Below are 18,078 nucleotides of genomic sequence, written 5' to 3' on the forward strand. Positions count from 1 at the left end.
TAAATCGTAACCGTTACATTTTGAGGCAAGAGAAATTGTAACATGATATGGGGGAAAGGGCAAGAAGTTGATAATATTTCACAAAAAAATAAATCGACTTATATTTATTAGCTTTAAAAATTAAGTGATTTTTTCTAATCATAAAAGTTTAACAATGTGTAATTGTTTATTTTTTTCATATAAAGATCTTTTAATGTAAAAATAAAGAAGAAGAAAGTGGGTTTATGAAACAATCTATTGAAATATGTTTTTTTTGATGTAAAATGTATTTGTAAGTGACTATTAAAGATGGATGTAACTATTTGTAAAATAAAAATAAGTTATTATGTATATTTAAATAAAAAATGAATTCTAAAAGTAAAGTAAGAAGATAAAAAGGGAAAAGGAGATGTGGAGTAATGCGACAGTTTCTTAATAAAAAAAACGGTATATGTCTATTAGTAGTTTTAGGTATATTGTGGATACTACCTTTATCTGCTAAAGCAGAAAAGGTAGAAAGAATAGCTGGATCAATGACAAAAATTCAGTATCAATCTAAATATGATGACTTAAATAAGCAACAGAATGAGGCTTGGAATAATAAATATAATTTTAAACCAGAGACGAATGCGGTAACGGTTACCACATGGGATCAATTTAAAAATGCGTTTTCTAGTAATAACATCTCAAAAATAAGAATGAAAAATGATATTACAGCCCCAAGTGGTCAGCATTTATCTAGAACTGAGTCAATAGAGATAGACGGACAGGGAAACAAACTAACAATGTTACAAGGAACTTTAAATACAGAAGGTTTAGCTACTATGAATCAATTCACTAAAAATTTCTCAGATACTCCTTTATTTCACATACATGATATTGAAGTAGTCAATGGAGCAGATGGTGCTACATATGGAGGTAATTATTGGGCATTTATAAACGGAAATTCTGGATTAGAAGGCACAGGCGGACGTTTTAGTGGACGAAGAGGCATATGGCGGTACCGAATTGGAAATTTGATTACTCCAAAGGGAAGTAAAGGAGGAACGCAAGTCGGCGGTAGACTAATCAATGGTTGTTTAGCAGAAACAAGTATGTGGGGATATAATTATATCGTTACTGGAGCTGAGAATTTTTACACAGGTGGAATTACAATAGAACCTTATTCATATTATAGAGGTGAAAATACAATTAATAATTTCTCAACTGTATGGTTTAGAATTGGTCCTGACGGTGTGTCTAATTCTAATGCAAATAAAGCGTATTTGACAGGTACTCAAAATTTTGATATTGGGGAAGGTTCGTTTGTATATTTAAATAATACTAGAGATACAAGTAAAACGTTTCCAGCTGTTTTTGAATGGTATAAGGAATTAAGAGTAGGTAAAAATGCAACATATAATGCTAATATTCCAGGAACTGCAGTATCTTTTAATCTTGAGGGTGCAAAATTTATTGGCGAAACTGGCTCTAAAGTCAACCTTCTTTCGCGATCATCAGGAGAACCTACAGTGTCAATGAGTAATTCAGCCAATGTAACAGCCGGAAATTCACCTAAGAATACAAGTTTCCAAATGGCTAAAGGATCAGAGTTGTACGTTGTAGGAACTAATAGCAAAGCAAGTGGAAATGTAGATTATGGTAATAATCTTAATGGAACGTTTACTTTAGATAATCCAGATGCTTTTGATATTCGAAATCTGGTTAATAGTCCTTTCTTAGGGCAAGCGACTGGGACTAATGGATTTAACATCGTTAATTCAGATATATCTCTTTGGAAAAACGCAACACAAATTGATGGCATTCCAGATATAGATACGAATAATGTTACGCTGTTTTCTGTAGTACCTGTAGGAGCAAATGGACAAGTAACTAGTTCAGATCCCAAATTGAGCAATGGATACGTTCGAAATCAATTCAAGCGAATTTCTGGTTTTAATTCTGAACCTGAATTATTGTGGGAACCAGTGACAGATGCAGATGCTAGTCAAAAAGCTCGAATTTTATTAGGGTATGTCCCATTAGGAGGGTCAGATCCGTTTGATGAGAATGGAGATGCAAAAGTAATACCAGTGTATGCGGATGGAAATAGAATTGCAAAAGCTGATTTTACTGATACATTAGGTAATAAATATACAGCTAAAAGTGAAGCCGATAGTTATTTATATTGGACTGGTGCTAATCACGATAAAAAAGGTTTCCAAATAGCTGGACAAGAAGTATCGGGAGTTCCTTTTAGAGTAGATAGCAACAATCAACGATATAGAGACGGTGAAAAAGCATCAACAAAAGTTGTAGATGCAACGCCTCCTGAACCAGCAAAAGTAGATAATTCTGTGACAACAGTATCTAAAAATTTAACAGGTACAGGAGAACCAGGTAGTAAATTAACAGTTACAATTAATGATGTGAAACAAAATGATATCGCAACAACTGTTGGTGCCGATGGAAAGTGGTCTGTTTCTATTCCTGATAAACGATTGAAGAAAAACGATAAAGTACAAATATTCTTACAAGATAATGCACCGCAAATTGTATCAGATAAGAAACTTGCTGAAGAGAAAAATTTAGCGTACTTACCAGCAAATAGAATTCCAGCGACTAACTCTGCTACAGGAAATATTAATCCTAAAGATGATTCTAATTATAGTGATGCTAAATTCAAAGCGGCTACAATATTAGTTGTTAAAGAAGTAGAACCACCAATGCCTAAAATAAACAAAGTGGCAAGAGCATTAACAAAAGATGATAAAGGGAATCAAATCCCACAAAGTGATGGATCACCAATCACGCAAGCAGATTGGAAAGGTAAAATAACTAAAGTAAATAATACGTTATCTTATCGCGTTGCTGTGCAGATTCCTGGGAAATCAGGGGAAGAGTTAGAACGGATTTTATACAATGCTAAAATTACTGATAAAATACCAGATTATTTAACATTTAAAAAAGAAGATGTGAAAGTTTGGAAGTACACAACAGGTGATGCTCAAGGATGGCCACAGAGATATCCGGATAATATAGTAGGTAGTGATGGCAAGTTCACAGCAAACATGGGTGATATTGATTTAAGTAAATCTGGAGGAACACCTATCCAAAATCCGATAGTTGAATACGATCAGAATTCAAGACTCTTAACAGTAGGTGTCGGTGATAGAAGTAAAAATGATACTGAAAATAAATATAATAAATTTGGTTATGAAGGAAGTAATAAGTATGGATACGTACTTCCAGGAGACAAAGTTGTGATTGAATTCCCAACGAAAGTTACACCAGAGTCTGTAAAAAATACAATTAAAAACACCGGTAAAATTTCAGGATACAGTGCTGAACAAGATTCATCTAAACCAGGCGAATATTTAGAAGTTTCTGCTACATCAAATGAAGCTCTAAGTCCGGGTGGAGATGTCATCGGTGAACTATTAATCTCATCAGCACCTGAAAAAATCACCTTCTCTAACACTAAATTAATTGATTATCAGAAAACAATTGGTGTAGATGGTGGGGATAAGACAAGCATTGACAAACCGTTAATCGTTAAAGACACATTAAAAGATAAAAAATGGCAAGTGAATGTGACTCTAACAGAAGATATGACCTTCCGAAAAAATGGTAGAGCATACACATTACCAAACTCATTGAATATGAGATATCAAGATACAGATCATATTTTAAAAGTTGGGCAACCGGAAGTAGCTTATAAATCAAATGATAGTGATTTAGTTTCTCTTGATGAAGAGTTCAACATTTCAGATGGTTGGGAAAAAGCTGAAAATAAAGATGGTCTTAAAATGAAAGCTTCTAAAATTCCTCAAACAGGGACATATGTTGGTTCGGTTAGATGGAGCTTGGAAAATACGCAATAAAAGGTAGGAGAGTAAATAAAATGAGAAATAAAAAATTATTATGGAAATCCTGCCTACTATTGGTAATGTTGGTTGGATTAGTAGGAGTATCAACGAAAGCTTTTGCAGATAAAAAAGCAAATGAAGGTCAAAATACTGCTGATATTGAGTTTTATGAACCGACACCTGAAAAAGTTAAACCAGTTCTTCCAGAAACAAAAAAACCTGAAATCAAACCAACAGGCATCAAGCGTTTATTGCCTAAGACAGGAGAAACAACGTCTAATTTTAGTTATCTTTTAGGTTTGAGTATTCTTAGTTTGGTGTTTGTGGTAGGAGTTAAACGAAGAAAAGTAGGTGATGTGGATGAGTAAAAATAAAAAAATAGCAACAATCATCTCACTATCGTTACTAGGTATATCATTAACACCGTTCTACCAATCATTAGCAGCAGAAGATGCAAAAAACTTAACTGGGAAAGGCAATATCACCTATGAAACATCAGATATTGAAACACCGCCAGTTGATCCAGAACATCCAGAAAAAGTGGTTGATCCAGGGACAGAGTATACAAAAACAACTGGTTTACTAAGATTTGATATGATTCCTGCGTTCCACTTTGGAGCACAAGAAATATCTAAAAAAGATATGGTGTACAGTGTTAACGCCCAGCTATTTATGGATGATACACCAGCAAGACCTAATTACATTCAAATAACAGATAATCGAGGGACTTTGGATGGTTGGGAAGTGTCTGTGAAACAAGACACGCCTTTTGAAAGTCAAAAGGACAAAACGAAGATTTTAAAGGGTGCAGTATTATCCTTTGATAAACAGTGGTTAAATTCAACGATGCCAAAAGACACGCAGCCAACAGTTATGAAAGATGCCATTAAGATGGATGAAGTTGGCGCAAGTTACCCAATTGCCAAAGCCGAACAAGGCAAAGGTGCTGGAACGTGGGTAATTCCTTTTGGATCAACAGGGGAGGTGGAAGGTCAAGAAAAGACTCTAAGCCCATTATTGAATGCAGACGGTAAACCGGTCACTGATGCTTCATTCAATAATAAACCCATTTATAAAAATTCAGGGATACAATTATTTGTACCTGGAGCAATACAAAAGGACCCGGTAAAATATAAAACCGTGCTAACTTGGACGTTGTCTGAGCTATCATAGATAAAAAAATAGGAGGAAATAGTATAATGAAATCGACAAAATTAGTAACAACAGCAGCAGTAGCAACATTAGGTTTAACTTTATTAGCTCCATCTGTATTAGCAGCAGGAGTAGAAGAAGCAAAAGAATTAAATGGAAAAGGTACAATTGAATATGTGGAAGATAACGGCCCAGTAGATCCGATTGACCCTGAAATTGTTACTCCAATCGTTGACCCACCAGGTGAAAAAAATGATAAAGCTGGATCTTTACGTGTTGACTTTATTTCACAATTAAACTTTAAAGGCGATGGCGCAGACGGTAAAGCTAAAATCACTACAAATCAAGGTAAGTACAATGCGGCTGAAGCAACATACAAAAAAGATATTAATGGTGTAAGCACTGATGTAAAACGTGGTAACTGGGTACAAGTAACTGATAAACGTACTCTTAACGACGAAGGTATTGCAGCTGGTTGGACATTATCTGCTAAATTATCTAAACAATTTACAACAGGTAAATCAACATTAAATGGCGCTACAATCGCTTATAACAATCCTTACGTAAGTATGAAAACAGCAACTGGTATGGTTGAAAGTGATCAAGTAAAAACAGTAGCTGGTAACGTTTTAAAATTAGATGAATCAAAAGTAATGGCTAATGCTGAAAAAGGTAAAGGTTTTGGTACTTACACTGTTGAGTATGGTCGTCCTGCAGCGGATGCTGAAAATGCTAATGGTTTCACAGAAGATACTAAAACTTCTCACAAATCAGTAGAATTAACTGTACCTGCTAACACTCCATTACAAGCTGGTAAAAAGTATGAAGCTGAAATTACTTGGACAATGGCTGAACTTTAAGAAATAAATAAACGAACGAATTATAGAGAAAAGTGCTAAATAATCCTTTAGTACTTTTCTTTTTATATTGCAAGGTTTCTTTTAGTCAATTATAATGAGGATGTAGGATTTTTCAACATTATATAAAGAATAGCGGGGATTTTAAGTGAGAAAAATAGAGAAATTTAGTTTGTTTATTGGTTTTATCGCATTATTTATTAGTTATCCGATATTTGCTTCTGCTGATGCTGGAGGCTTCACCAAAAAAGTACAGCATCCGGAGAATCAAATAACATCTGGAGAACCATTAAATTTAATGATGAAACCAGGTCAAAAGCAAAAAGTAAACGTTGTTTTAGAAAATCTAGGCGAAAAAGAAACGACAATCGAAGTTAAACTATCAGGGGCAAGAACAAATGGTAGTGGTGGTTTAGAATATGGACCAAATACTTTTAAAAAAGATAAAAGTATGAAATATGATTTAGCTGACCTAGTAAAAGTACCAGCTGAAGTTAAGATTCCGGGAAAAAGTAAAGAAAATCTTGTCCTAGATATTACTATGCCAGAAACTAGTTACGACGGGGTTGTGACTGGTGGTATTCAGTTAATGGAAAAAGGAAAAGACATGGGGAAAACAGAAGAAAATGGCGCACTTGTTACGAATAAATTTGCTTTTTTATTCGGAGTGACATTACATATGACGGATAAAGAAGTGAAACCTGATTTTGATTTAAGAAGTGCTAAAGCAGGATTAGCCAATTATCGTAATGCTGTATTTTTAGATATTGGGAGTACACAAGCCTTTTTAGCTAAGGGGATGACTCTTAATGCTGAAATTACTGAAAAAGGAAAAAAAGAAGTCTTGTATCAAAAGAAAAGTGCCGATGTTTCTATCGCACCTAATTCATTATTATCGTTCCCAGTAACTATGGACGGAGACAGAATGAAGCCAGGTGATTTTACGGCTAATGTAGTTTTAAAAGGATATGACAAAGAGTGGAAGTGGAGCAAAAACTTCACGATTACCAAAGAAGAAGCTGACAAATTTAATCAACAAGATCCTTATCTAGTCCAAGAAAGAGGATTGAATTGGAAAATGATCGCTTTAATTGTCGGTGGCGTTATCTTATTAGTTGTGATTGTTGTGGTTATCTTAAAAGTGACGAAAAAGAAAACACCCCAAAAAGGAAAAAAAGCTAAGAAAAAATCATCAAAAGGAAAGTAATGAGAAAGTAGGAGAGTAGATGGATAAGTTTGAAATTATATTAATAGCGGGTATTGCCATTTCTATCTTACTTTTTATTTTGATGATTACTTCTATTATTCAATTTATTTTAGTAAAAAAAGAACTAAAAACCTTAGAGATTAATAAGCCAAAAGATCGCAAGAAAAGAAGAAGTTGGAAAAAACAGCGTCGCTTGCTTGAAAATAATAAATCTAAAAAGATGAGATATATCTTATTTAGTTTGTTGGGAACACTTATTATTGGTGGGGCTACAGGCTATGCCAAATACTACCAGTCAACAACAATTAGTGAGCAAGACACGGATAATATTGTTTATGGTTATTATTTACTTGAACAATTAGAACAACAAATTAAAAATATTGGTAAAGAAGACGACAAGAAAGTATCAGATAACATCCATACGCTAGCTGTTTCAACCTCTTCATTTGCTTCAAAAAGAGGTAGTGATAGAAGTGTTGAGGAAGCACAGATTCTTCTAAATCAATACTACGCTCGGATTGGACAATTAGGTGTTAATGTAAGTTCTCAGAATTTTTCGGAATTGAAAAAAGATAAAAAGAAACAAGATGAGTATTTAGACGACATTAAAACCGTTAGAAACGCACAGAAAAAAGTAATTACTTACTATAAAATTGACGAAGCCTCTTTGAAAGAGAAAAAATAGTGATAAGGATGACTAACTATGAGTGAACATCATAAAAAAAGTCATAAAAGAAAAACGAATAGTAGTTCTAAAAAATCAAAAAAAAAGCATCCACAGATTAAAAAAGTAAAAAAGAAAACAAAAAGTCATAGCACTAAAAAGCATAGAAACAGTAAAAAAAGAAAAATAAAGCAAAGAAAGAGTAAGGCCATAAAAATTGTATTAGCTATATTTTGTTCTGTTTTAATTTATATTACTGCCTTTTCTGTGTTTTTTACGCTTGGGAAAATGGATGGCTATTCGATGATATCTACATTGAATAACAAGGATGTAGTGGCGGTTAGTAGAAGGCAAAAAATAAGTAGATTTGATTTAGTCTATATGAAAAGTCCAACTAATGGTAAAGACAACTCTATTAGAAGAGTAATAGGTGTACCAGGAGATGTCATCGAGTTTAAAGGCGATGAACTATTCATTAATGGGGAAGGAAAAGCTGAAAAGTACCTTGCCTCAAAGAAAAAGATGATGAAATCTATGGTCTTAACAGATGACTTTACACTAGAGGATATCGCAGGTAAAAAAGAAGTACCAAAAGACACTTATTTTGTCTTAGGAGATAACAGGAAAAGTGCTACAGACAGTAGGTATTATGGCTTTGTCTCAAAAAAAAATGTTATAGGTAAAGTTCAATTTCGGATTTTTCCTATTGCAAAATTTAAGGTCTTTTAATAATTTTTAAGGATACGAGAGAATGGAAAATAAAAAAAATGTAAGATTCAGTTTGATATTATTTACCCTATGTAGCTTCTTTTTTGCAGTGACAGCTAATGAAGTTTCTGCTGAATCGAGTAAGGGATTAAACTTTTCGTATGAAAATGTTATTCCGAAAAATCAAATTAGTGACAATTCTTATTTTGAATTAAAAGTTAAACCAGGTGACAAGCAAACATTGGTGACTAAGCTAACTAATGAGTCTGATAAAGAAGTGGTTGTCCAAGTTAGCGTGAGTAATGCGACAACAAGTTCTTCTGGAATTATCAATTACGGAGCGAATAAAGAAAAGTTAGTAGGGAAAAACAACCTATCAATTAATGATATGATTGAGTTTCCAACACAAGTGAAGCTGAAAGCTCATGAGACGAAAGATTTGAAGTTTAAACTGAATATTCCCAAAAAAGAATTTGAAGGACTTATTCTAGGTGGGATTGAATTAAAAGAATTAGAAAAATCAGATGATAAAAAGGCAGAAACAGGTGCTTCACTGAAGAATGAATATTCGTATGTTTACTCAGTGTCCTTAAAAGAAAATGAAGAGGTAGTAACACCGGAATTTACGTCTTCTGGCACTGACTATGAACAAGGTGCTTTTACAACAATCAACAATGAAAAATCTTTGATTGCTTCAAAGGTTAAAATAGAAACAACATTGATGGGAAAAGAAACGGATAAGGTGATTAATACATTCAAAGTAGAAGATTACCGCTTCGCACCGAATAGTACGTTGGTGTTGCCCTTAAACGGCACAGAGGAACTTCCGATTGGTGATTATAGAACTAAGACTACTCTAACTATGAACGATCAAAATTGGACCTTTGAGGGTGCTTTTAAAGTGAGTAAGGAGAATCAAAAGAAAAAAGATGTATTCATTGATGAAACGCCAGAAGAAAAGAAGGTTAATTGGTTAATTATTGTATTGGTTGTGACATCATTCATTGGTTTAACCGTAGGAATATTTTATTTATTAAATAGGAAGAAAAGAGACTGATATTTTGTCAGTCTCTTATTTTTTTGAAAAAGTGCAAGGAAAATAGAGACGCAATGGAAACGAAAACACTGTTCGTTTCTTAGCGAAAAATTATAAAACAAAAAAGTTTTTTTCATCTTTTTTATTTCCATATAAAAAATGAAAAACAGAAATAAGATAACAAGGTAAAAATTAGAGAAAATTAAGAATATTGCTTTTTAAATAAATCAATTAGTATATTTTTTTATTACAAAAGTTATTTAATAATCTAATATATATATGTGTGTATCTTTAGTTGGTTTAAATTTAATTTATGTTTAAAGAACGAATAATATGTGTTTTGATATATTTTTTGTTATCTTATCATTAAAAAATAATAATAAAACTAAATAATAACTAAAAATAATATTTTTGTATAAAAATAGCCACAATTCCGCCTGCTGACTATTTTGTTCATAAAAGAACCGTTTATGTATCAATTTTAAAAAACGGGTTGAAAAAAATAACCTGTATAATATAATGGGATTTGTAAAGGAAATGTAAATTAGTGTCACAGTAATGACTAATAAGTATTTCCTTAATCTACTTAGTAACTTTTTTAGAAACTCTATGGATATATCATGTTAATCATGTGAATAGGGTAACTTTCTTGTAAATAAAAGTTTCTAAAGTAGATAGAACTATGAATAAATGTACGACAGTTTCTATATGGATCAAGTATAGGAAGTATCTCTTTTTTCACAAAAGAGATGTTTTTTATAAAGGTTAACTAGCTACAAAAGGAGTTAATCAGTCTAAAATGGTTCAACGTTCAACTAATGAATTAATGAGCAATTTAGATGATAAAAACTAGAGGAAAGGAGGATATAAATGAGAAAGAAAACAATAGCAAGAATAGGTTCGTTATTGCTGTTCTTTAGTGTAGCGGTTGTTGGAGTTAAGGCGGAGGCGGAGCCGTGGTTAAGAGATTATCCTGGAATTAATACTGTGAATAATGATACTGGTCTGACGACTGACGGAAAGCCAATTCCCGGAGAGTATTCTACGCTGTTAAGGTTAACAGATGATATGTATTATACCTTTAAAGGAACTACTAGCGATGAAAGAAATAATAGTCGATACAGACAAGCTACTGGGAAACCAACTGTAACTTTTAATAAAGATTATATGAAAAGTACACCAGAGGAAAGTAGTTCTGTTAGATTGAATAAAATTGCGATTTTTCAAGGAGAGTATATTGATTTACGAGTGAGCCTTGGGTCAGCAGATAGAAGTGGTAGCGTAGATTTATTTGTTCCTTCTTATAAAGGTAATAAAAAGGAACAAAAAGAATTTTTGTATTTTAGTAACAAAGGTGGAGGGAAAAACACAGACGTATTGTTTAAATATGAATTTCTCTATCATGGAACTGAACAAAAAGTGAAAAATTATAAAGGAACTTGGAATTACAAAAGGATCAATAGTTTTAAATCTATAACGCTAGATGTAGAAGATTCTAAAGCGATGTATGTTTATGATGATTCAACAATTCAATATAAAACTAATAGTAATATTAAGCAAATAGTGCCATTTGGGACTGTAAATTCAGAACCGTATACAACTAACCTTACGAACCTATTAGATTTAAAAAATGGTGAATTTAAGACAACGATGACTACTTTGAAGGGATCTGCAGCTTATCTGAAATATGAACTAAACCCTATTACAAAAATGGAGTTACCTTATCCTGAAGTGATGGGACTTACTACAGAAGATGGTGATTCTAGAAATATTGAATATATTGTTATTCAGGATATGCCTGAGCAATTGAAAACAGAATTTTATCCTAGATACTATAATTTGACAGTTCAATTTGATAATGAAGTAGATGTGAATACAGTCGGAATGAATGTTAAGGACGTTAATGGTGAAGATGCTACTTCTAATTTTAGAATTTCTCAAAGAATTCCAGAAAGTAACCAAATTAAGATTAGTGTGGATAGTTCAACTCTTTCTAGAGAATCATTTGTAGATAATTCATACAGAATAAAACTAAATGCCAAGCTAAAACCATCTTTCGAGGATACTAAAGGTAACTACTACGATAAAGCAACTGGCTACTATAAAGTACCTGCTAGTGCGTACTATCAAACTAATGACAACACATCAGCAGTTGCTAAAGCTGATGCAAAATTAAAAGCTGGTATATCCGCTACCCCAATCACCCAAACTGTAGCCAGAGGTTCTAACACTGACGGTTGGGATAAAAAAGCAATCACTGATTATTTCAACAACATCAAAGGGGCATACCCAGAGGATGTGCTGAAAATCAAATCAGTGGAAAACAAAGTCTTTAACCCAAGCGGTAATTCAGACACAGTGAAGATTACCTTAGTTGGAACAAAAACAGGCATTGAAAAAACATTTACAGTACCTGTCGTAGTTCTGAACGAACGTAAAGCCAATCTTCACTACGTTGATCAAAATGGCGTGAAAATTTCTGATCCTGAGTTGAGAAAAGGGTTTGAAACCAAAGCTTATGACTTTACAGAGGAGAAGAAACAAATTCCTAATTACAAATTTGTGAAGATGGATGATTCTGGTAAGTACGATCCGGTCAAAGGAACGTTCCCATCAACGGATAAAGAATTAAACATCTACTTCGTTTACGAATTAGATCAACATCCTGTGACGATTCAATACTTAGATATTAAAAATGCGAATCGCTCAATTTTAGACAACAAAACAGAAGAAGTTAAAGTTGGGGATAAACATAAAGTCAAAGTGGAGAAAGTCCCAGGTTACAAACTCGTTAATGTAACAGTTGACGGCAAAGAAGTCCCTGTTGTTAAAGACGAGATTGAGTTTGAAATGCCAACGAAACCAGCTGTGGTGAAATTCAACTACGAACCAAACCACATGGATGTCAGCATTAAAGCGGCTCAAAGTACAGCCACTCAAACAGACCCAGTCAACATCACAGCAAAAATTAATAGTTTAATGTCTTATGGCACGAATCAAAAAGTGAATGACTATTCAAGTGATTTCTTGATTACTATTCATACTAAAGATGCCAATCAGCATGCTGAAAAGCCTAAAAATATCAAACTCGTCACAGATGATAAAAAAGACGTGACAGGTGATGTTTCCGAATACTCTGATTTCTTTACAGTGAAACTGAAAAGTGGCACGAAACTAGCTGATACAGAAAACCTAACCCTGACTTTTGATACAAAAGTGAAGGCAGACGCAGTAACAGATAGTGAAATCAAGTACGGCACAGAAGTTAAAAATACTTACAAGCTCAATACAAGTAAGGCAAATGATTCTTACGAAAGTATTGTCAAAGCGAAAAAAGATAGTTTAACCAAAGTGACAGGTAGTTTGAGAATTGTAGAAGGACCAACTGAAATTGATTTTGGTAAAGTGGATTACTTAGCTAAAAATCAACGAGTGGAAGATCCTAAAATCAAAGGAAAACTAGAAGTAGCAGATACAAGACATGGTGCTAAAAAATGGACACTTCAAGCAACTTTAGAAGAACCATTAAAAGACGGCACAAAAGTATTACCATCTGAAGTTAAGTACAAAACAGATACAGACGATATTACTTTATCTTCAGCAGCTAAACCAATTTACGAAAATACCCAGCAAACTAACAATGTCGTGGTTTCAGATTCTTGGGGAACTAAACCAGGAAGTAACGGAATCAAACTAAACGTCAAATCGACAGATAAGTTAAGCAAAGGAACATACGTTGGGAAAATTCGTTGGACAGTGCTAGAAGCAGAGTAGCGTTTCTGTCATTGTAATTAAATGTGCAAAAGGTGTTGGAATGATGACAAAGACATGATTCATCCTTGTTGTATGTAGGTGGGAGGTAAATAGTGAGAGTGAAAAGAAAAATGGCGATTGTTGGTACGATATTATTAAGTTGTTTGATGATTTTTACCCTAAATAGCAAGCAAGTTTTTGCTAGCGACAATGGTGGTGGCAGTATCACAACACCAGGGAAAATCACCTTCGAAGTAGAAAAAACTGAACCATCTAAAGAAAAAGAGAAGGATGAACCAAAAATATTGCCGAAAACATTCGCAAAAATGTTACCTAAAACGGGAGAAAGTACTTCTCCTCTAGGTAGTTTGATGGGTGTCATGTTGATAGGTGGAAGTTTAGTCTATCTTGCTAAAAAAAGAAAACAGGGCGGTGAGCAATCGTGAAAAAAAAGGTAATGATTGTCCCACTTGCTATGCTTCTGTCACTAGGAGTAACTGCAACATCTGTTTCTGCTGATGGTGGAACAGACGCAGTAACTGATGGTCGAGTAACAGTGGAAGATTCTGGAAAAACGGGAATCGTTGATCCGGAGAATCCTGATAAGTTAGTTGATCCTGGGGAACTGAGAGCGACAGAAGGTTCTTTAAGATTTGATTATGTTTCAGCTCTTGATTTTGGAAAAGTGAAGATTGGACCGAAAAATCGTGAATTCGATAGCTTGGCTCAAAACTTCATGAATAAAGAAACAGATGCGAGAGGATTCTTTCTTCAAATATCTGATTTCAGAGAGAAAAAAAGTGGTTGGACATTACAAGTCAAACAAGAAGAACAATTCAAAACACCTGAATATGATGAGTTAACGGGTGGTGTACTATCCTTTGATAATGGTTGGGCAAACAACCAATCTAAAAAAGGCACACCAACGGTAACAAGAAACACCATCAAAATCAACAACATTGGGGAGAGTTACGACGTTGCCAGTGCAGCAACAGGTGAGGGAACAGGTATCTGGTCCATTGCCTTTGGTGCATCTGATAAAAATAGCAACAATCAGAAAGCAACGTTAAAAGCTGAAAAGGATGACAAAGGAAAACCGCTGATGGATGCGACGTATAATAAGCCGGTCTATCGTAACAGCGCAGTATCACTATCCATCCCCGAATCAACAAATGTTTTACCCAAGGAATACCAAACGAAAATCACTTGGATTCTTGGCGAATTACCATAAACCTGTTTTAACAATCTGACTCGAAAAGTTTAGATTTTAAAAAATAAAAAGAACATATTTATAGGAGGAAGAAAATAATGAAATTATCAACAAAAAGCGCAGCAGCATTAATCGCATTATTAGCAGCATCAACAGTTGGAGGAGTTTACGTATCAGCTGACGAGGCATCAGAAGCGGCAGAAGCAGAAGCAGCAAAAACAATCAAATCAGACGGAAGAGTAGAAATTGGTAATGCAAAAGATACTGGTGATGACCTTAAAAAAACTCTTGACCCTGAAACTAGTGGTTACTTAGTACAACCAGGAAAAACTAATGGATTAGATCAAATGGTTGTTAATACTAAAAAAGGTCCAATGAAAATTGAACGTGTACCAAACTTTGATTTTGGAAAAATTGAACCACAAGCCAATGATGTTTTCCAATATGCAAAAGATTATGATTACAAAAAAAATGTAGCAGCTAAAGATCAACCAGAAGATCTTAAAGATGTAAAACGTGGCGCTATTATCCAATTTGCAGACGTACGTAATGATCAATTTGGTTATACAGTTAAAGCAAGCATGTCAGAACAATTTAAAAATGCTGAAAACAAAATGTTAGCTGGATCTACAATCTTACTTAATCATGGTATTATGAAAGCAGAAGATACTAATGAAAATAAAGTACCTACAACCTTCAAAACTGGTGATTTAAAATTAGTTGAAGGTACAGATGGATTAAATGGTGCAGCAGTTGAAGTTGTGACTGCAGCAGCTACTGAAGGTAAAGGTCGTTTTGTAGTTGAATACGGACAAAGTGGAACGTTTGATAAAACTGATAAATTTGCAGGGATTGGTGCTGATGAAAAAGATTCAGCAGATAAATCTGTCCAATTAATGATTCCTAACAAAACAGCTTCAAACATGGCTAAAGGTAACTACACAGCTAAAATCACTTGGACTATTGGAGCAACTGAATAATATTTAATTATTCAACCGAGAGTAATTAAAATTAGTAAGTTATGTCGTTATTTATAACGCATAACTTACTAATTTGTTTTTATAAAGGTATATTTTCTGTGAAAAATATACGGATAACTTATGTTATAATAGTAAGAAAGACTTGAAGAGGTAGAAAAATGATCAATAAACCAAAAAAATCCATCGTAGTAATGATAGTTTCATTTTTGTTATGTGTGTTTTTTATCAGTAGTCCCAAACAAGCCTTCGCACAAGGAAAAACGGGATTTACTTATAACGTAGAATTTCCAGAGAATCAAATGCGTAAAGATGTGGGGTTCTTTCATTTAAAAATGAAACCTAGTCAAAAACAAACTTTAGTTATCAAAATGGGAAATGTGAGTACAGAAAAAACGACGGTCAATATTTCCTTAAATGGAGCTAAAACCAATACAAACGGGGTTATCGAATACGGTAACAACAGTATTAAAAATGATAAATCTTTAAAGTATGATTTTAAAGATGTGGTCAAAGGTCCTGATAAAGTTGAATTAAAACCAGGTGAAGAAAAAAACGTTGAGTTTAAAATAGCTATGCCTGAAACAAGTTATGAAGGTGTTATCTCTGGTGGGATTCAAATGATTGAAGCCGGTCAAGGTGAAGATCAGAAAAAAGCCGGCGGTTCAGTTGTTATTAACGAATATGCCTATGTGGTTGGGTTACAACTTCAAGAAGAAGATAAAGTGGTTGTCCCTGAGTTAAAACTAAATAGTGTGAAACCAGGACAATCTAACTTTAAAAACACGATTTTTGTAAACTATTCAAACGTCAAAGCGGCCTACTTGAATAATATGACCACAGAAGTTCAAATTGCTGAAAAAGGCAAAGACACAGTTATCTTTGAAAAGAAACAAGCTAAAATGCGTATGGCACCGAATACCATGATTGATTTTCCAATTGACATGAACGGGGAAGCCATGAAAGCGGGCGATTACACCGCCAAAATTTTAGTCACAGCAGATAATGATATCAGAGAAGAATGGACCAAAGATTTCAAAATCACACAAGAAGACGCAGATAAATTTAACGAGCGTGATGTCGGTTTAGTTCAAGAAAAAGGATTGAACTGGAAGATGATTATCCTCATCGTTGTTGGCTTCTTTGTAGTTGTTGTTCTAATCTTTATTGCAGTGCATCTTCTTAGAAAAAATAATAAGAAATCAAAATCAAGTAAGAAAAAATCAAAAAGTAAAAAGAAGTAACTAGATAGAGTATGTGATAGGGGTAAATAGAATGACAAATTTAGAATGGATCTTTTTAATAACTTTCATTGGTGCGCTGATAACTTTATTATCATCGGTGACATTTCTTGCTTTGTTTGTGGTATATAAGAAAAAGTATAAACACCTTGCATCAGAAAAAGTAAAAAGTAAATCCAAGAAAAGAGCAAGAAGAAAAGAATTAAAGCAGTTAGCAAAAGTGAAGAAAAGAAGTTTGATTGCTTTTATCACGTTCTTTATCCTAGCTTTAGGATTAGGCTCAGCGTCAGGCTATACCTCTTATTACCAAGCGGTCAATCTAAGTGATAAAGATAGTAAATCAGTGGTTTCTGCCTATTATTTATTAGAAGATTTTGATAAAGAACTTCAAAAGGCAGAAAAAGCAGAGAATAAAGAAAAAAGTGTTGATAATATTAGAAGTTTATCTGGTAAAATGGCGAGTTACGGTGTCTTAAAAGCCAGTCACCTTAACAAAGAAGAGGGACAAATCGTTCTTAACCGCTACTATAATGTGGTGAAAGAGTTAGGTGTCAATGGTAGCTCTCAAGCAAGTGAAATCGTTGAAAATAAAGAGATGTTGGAAACTTTCAGAAAAGATATTAAGAAGGCTAAAACCTATCAGGCGGAAGTCTTTAAATTCTACAAAGTGGACGAAAAATCTTTAGCCAAGGAAGTCTAACAGTAGGGTTGATCCTATGAAAAAAAAGAAGAAACAAAACCAGAAAAAGAAGAGCCATAAAAGAGTAGTCCATTCTAAAGGAAAGAAACGTAAAAAACGCAAGAAAAAGAATTCACGTGTGACTCTGGTGATAAAAGAATTGGCAATTTCTTTAATCGTAGGGACGCTTATTGGAGCCATGATATTCTTTTATGTTTATTCCTTCCAACGGATGACAGGAAACGGAATGGCACCAGTGATTGAGAAGAATGACATGCTTCTAGTGAATAAACGATTCAAAGAACTCAATCGATTTGATGTTGTCTTTTTAGAAGGTAGTAACAAAGACGGTGCTGTTCGTGTGATTGGCTTACCTGGTGAGAGTGTTCGCTATAAGGAAGATTATCTTTATGTGAACGAACAACCAGTGGACGAAAAATTTTTAATCAAGACAATCAATACATATAATAAAGATGGAAAAACATTTACTGAAGGAGAATCAAGTGATCAGCTCCTTCAAGTGGATAAGATACCAAAAGGCTATTATTTTGTCTTAGGGGATAATCGTCCTCATGCGACAGATAGTCGGTATTATGGATTGGTGAGTAAGGATGATATCAAAGGAAAAGTTCCGATGACCTTACTGCCGATTAAGAGAATTGATCATTATTAAGAGAGAATCATGTTAACGAAATTTGTTAACATGATTTTTTTGTTTTTTTAACGTTCATATACTCCTCTTATTAAAATACAAAAAGCTATAATTC

Annotated in this window: 15 protein-coding genes; all 15 read left to right on the top strand. The window is 33.8% G+C overall.

The genetic code is table 11. The features are described from left to right. Positions 1-398: 398 nt before the first annotated feature. Positions 399-3,842, top strand: coding sequence for a pectate lyase-like adhesive domain-containing protein (locus tag G7082_RS06785; protein ID WP_166034362.1), 3,444 nt, complete (start codon positions 399-401; stop codon positions 3,840-3,842). Positions 3,843-3,862: 20 nt separating this feature from the next. Further along, positions 3,863-4,195 (top strand): LPXTG cell wall anchor domain-containing protein, encoded by a 333-nt coding sequence (locus tag G7082_RS06790; protein ID WP_166034363.1) that lies wholly within the window; start codon positions 3,863-3,865, stop codon positions 4,193-4,195. Further along, positions 4,188-5,000, top strand: coding sequence for a WxL domain-containing protein (locus tag G7082_RS06795; protein ID WP_238842698.1), 813 nt, complete (start codon positions 4,188-4,190; stop codon positions 4,998-5,000). Before G7082_RS06790 ends, G7082_RS06795 begins: the two co-directional genes overlap by 8 nt. Positions 5,001-5,026: 26 nt before the next feature. Next, on the top strand, positions 5,027-5,839 hold the full coding sequence (locus G7082_RS06800) for a WxL domain-containing protein (RefSeq protein WP_166034364.1): 813 nt from the start codon (positions 5,027-5,029) through the stop codon (positions 5,837-5,839). 145 nt (positions 5,840-5,984) lie between these two features. Continuing rightward, positions 5,985-7,043 carry a WxLIP family cell surface protein gene (locus G7082_RS06805; RefSeq protein ID WP_166034365.1) on the top strand — a complete coding sequence of 353 codons (1,059 nt, stop codon included), beginning with the start codon at positions 5,985-5,987 and terminating at the stop codon, positions 7,041-7,043. Positions 7,044-7,062: 19 nt separating this feature from the next. After that, entirely contained in the window at positions 7,063-7,728 is a 666-nt protein-coding gene (locus tag G7082_RS06810) for a hypothetical protein (protein ID WP_166034366.1), read from the top strand. A gap of 18 nt (positions 7,729-7,746) precedes the next feature. Further along, positions 7,747-8,436, top strand: coding sequence for a signal peptidase I (gene lepB, locus G7082_RS06815; RefSeq protein WP_166034367.1), 690 nt, complete (start codon positions 7,747-7,749; stop codon positions 8,434-8,436). A 22-nt stretch (positions 8,437-8,458) separates the two neighbouring features. Beyond that, entirely contained in the window at positions 8,459-9,472 is a 1,014-nt protein-coding gene (locus tag G7082_RS06820) for a DUF916 domain-containing protein (RefSeq protein ID WP_166034368.1), read from the top strand. Positions 9,473-10,321: 849 nt separating this feature from the next. Beyond that, positions 10,322-13,225, top strand: coding sequence for a MucBP domain-containing protein (locus G7082_RS06825; RefSeq protein ID WP_166034369.1), 2,904 nt, complete (start codon positions 10,322-10,324; stop codon positions 13,223-13,225). Positions 13,226-13,317: 92 nt separating this feature from the next. Next, entirely contained in the window at positions 13,318-13,650 is a 333-nt protein-coding gene (locus tag G7082_RS06830) for an LPXTG cell wall anchor domain-containing protein (protein WP_166034370.1), read from the top strand. After that, the gene (locus tag G7082_RS06835) at positions 13,647-14,435 is read left to right on the top strand and encodes a WxL domain-containing protein (protein ID WP_166034371.1); all 789 of its coding nucleotides are present in this window, start codon (positions 13,647-13,649) and stop codon (positions 14,433-14,435) included. The genes G7082_RS06830 and G7082_RS06835 overlap by 4 nt, the downstream gene beginning before the upstream one ends. 77 nt (positions 14,436-14,512) lie before the next feature. Next, positions 14,513-15,394, top strand: a complete 882-nt coding sequence (locus G7082_RS06840; RefSeq protein WP_166034372.1) for a WxL domain-containing protein — start codon at positions 14,513-14,515, stop codon at positions 15,392-15,394. Between the two features lie 158 nt (positions 15,395-15,552). Further along, on the top strand, positions 15,553-16,635 hold the full coding sequence (locus tag G7082_RS06845; protein WP_166034373.1) for a WxLIP family cell surface protein: 1,083 nt from the start codon (positions 15,553-15,555) through the stop codon (positions 16,633-16,635). A gap of 31 nt (positions 16,636-16,666) precedes the next feature. Beyond that, entirely contained in the window at positions 16,667-17,332 is a 666-nt protein-coding gene (locus tag G7082_RS06850) for a hypothetical protein (RefSeq protein WP_166034374.1), read from the top strand. Between the two features lie 16 nt (positions 17,333-17,348). Continuing rightward, positions 17,349-17,984: a signal peptidase I gene (gene lepB / locus G7082_RS06855; protein ID WP_166034375.1), complete on the top strand. Its 636-nt coding sequence runs from the start codon at positions 17,349-17,351 to the stop codon at positions 17,982-17,984. Positions 17,985-18,078: the final 94 nt, after the last annotated feature.

The organism is Vagococcus hydrophili, from assembly GCF_011304195.1.
In the GTDB taxonomy this organism is placed as follows: domain Bacteria; phylum Bacillota; class Bacilli; order Lactobacillales; family Vagococcaceae; genus Vagococcus; species Vagococcus hydrophili.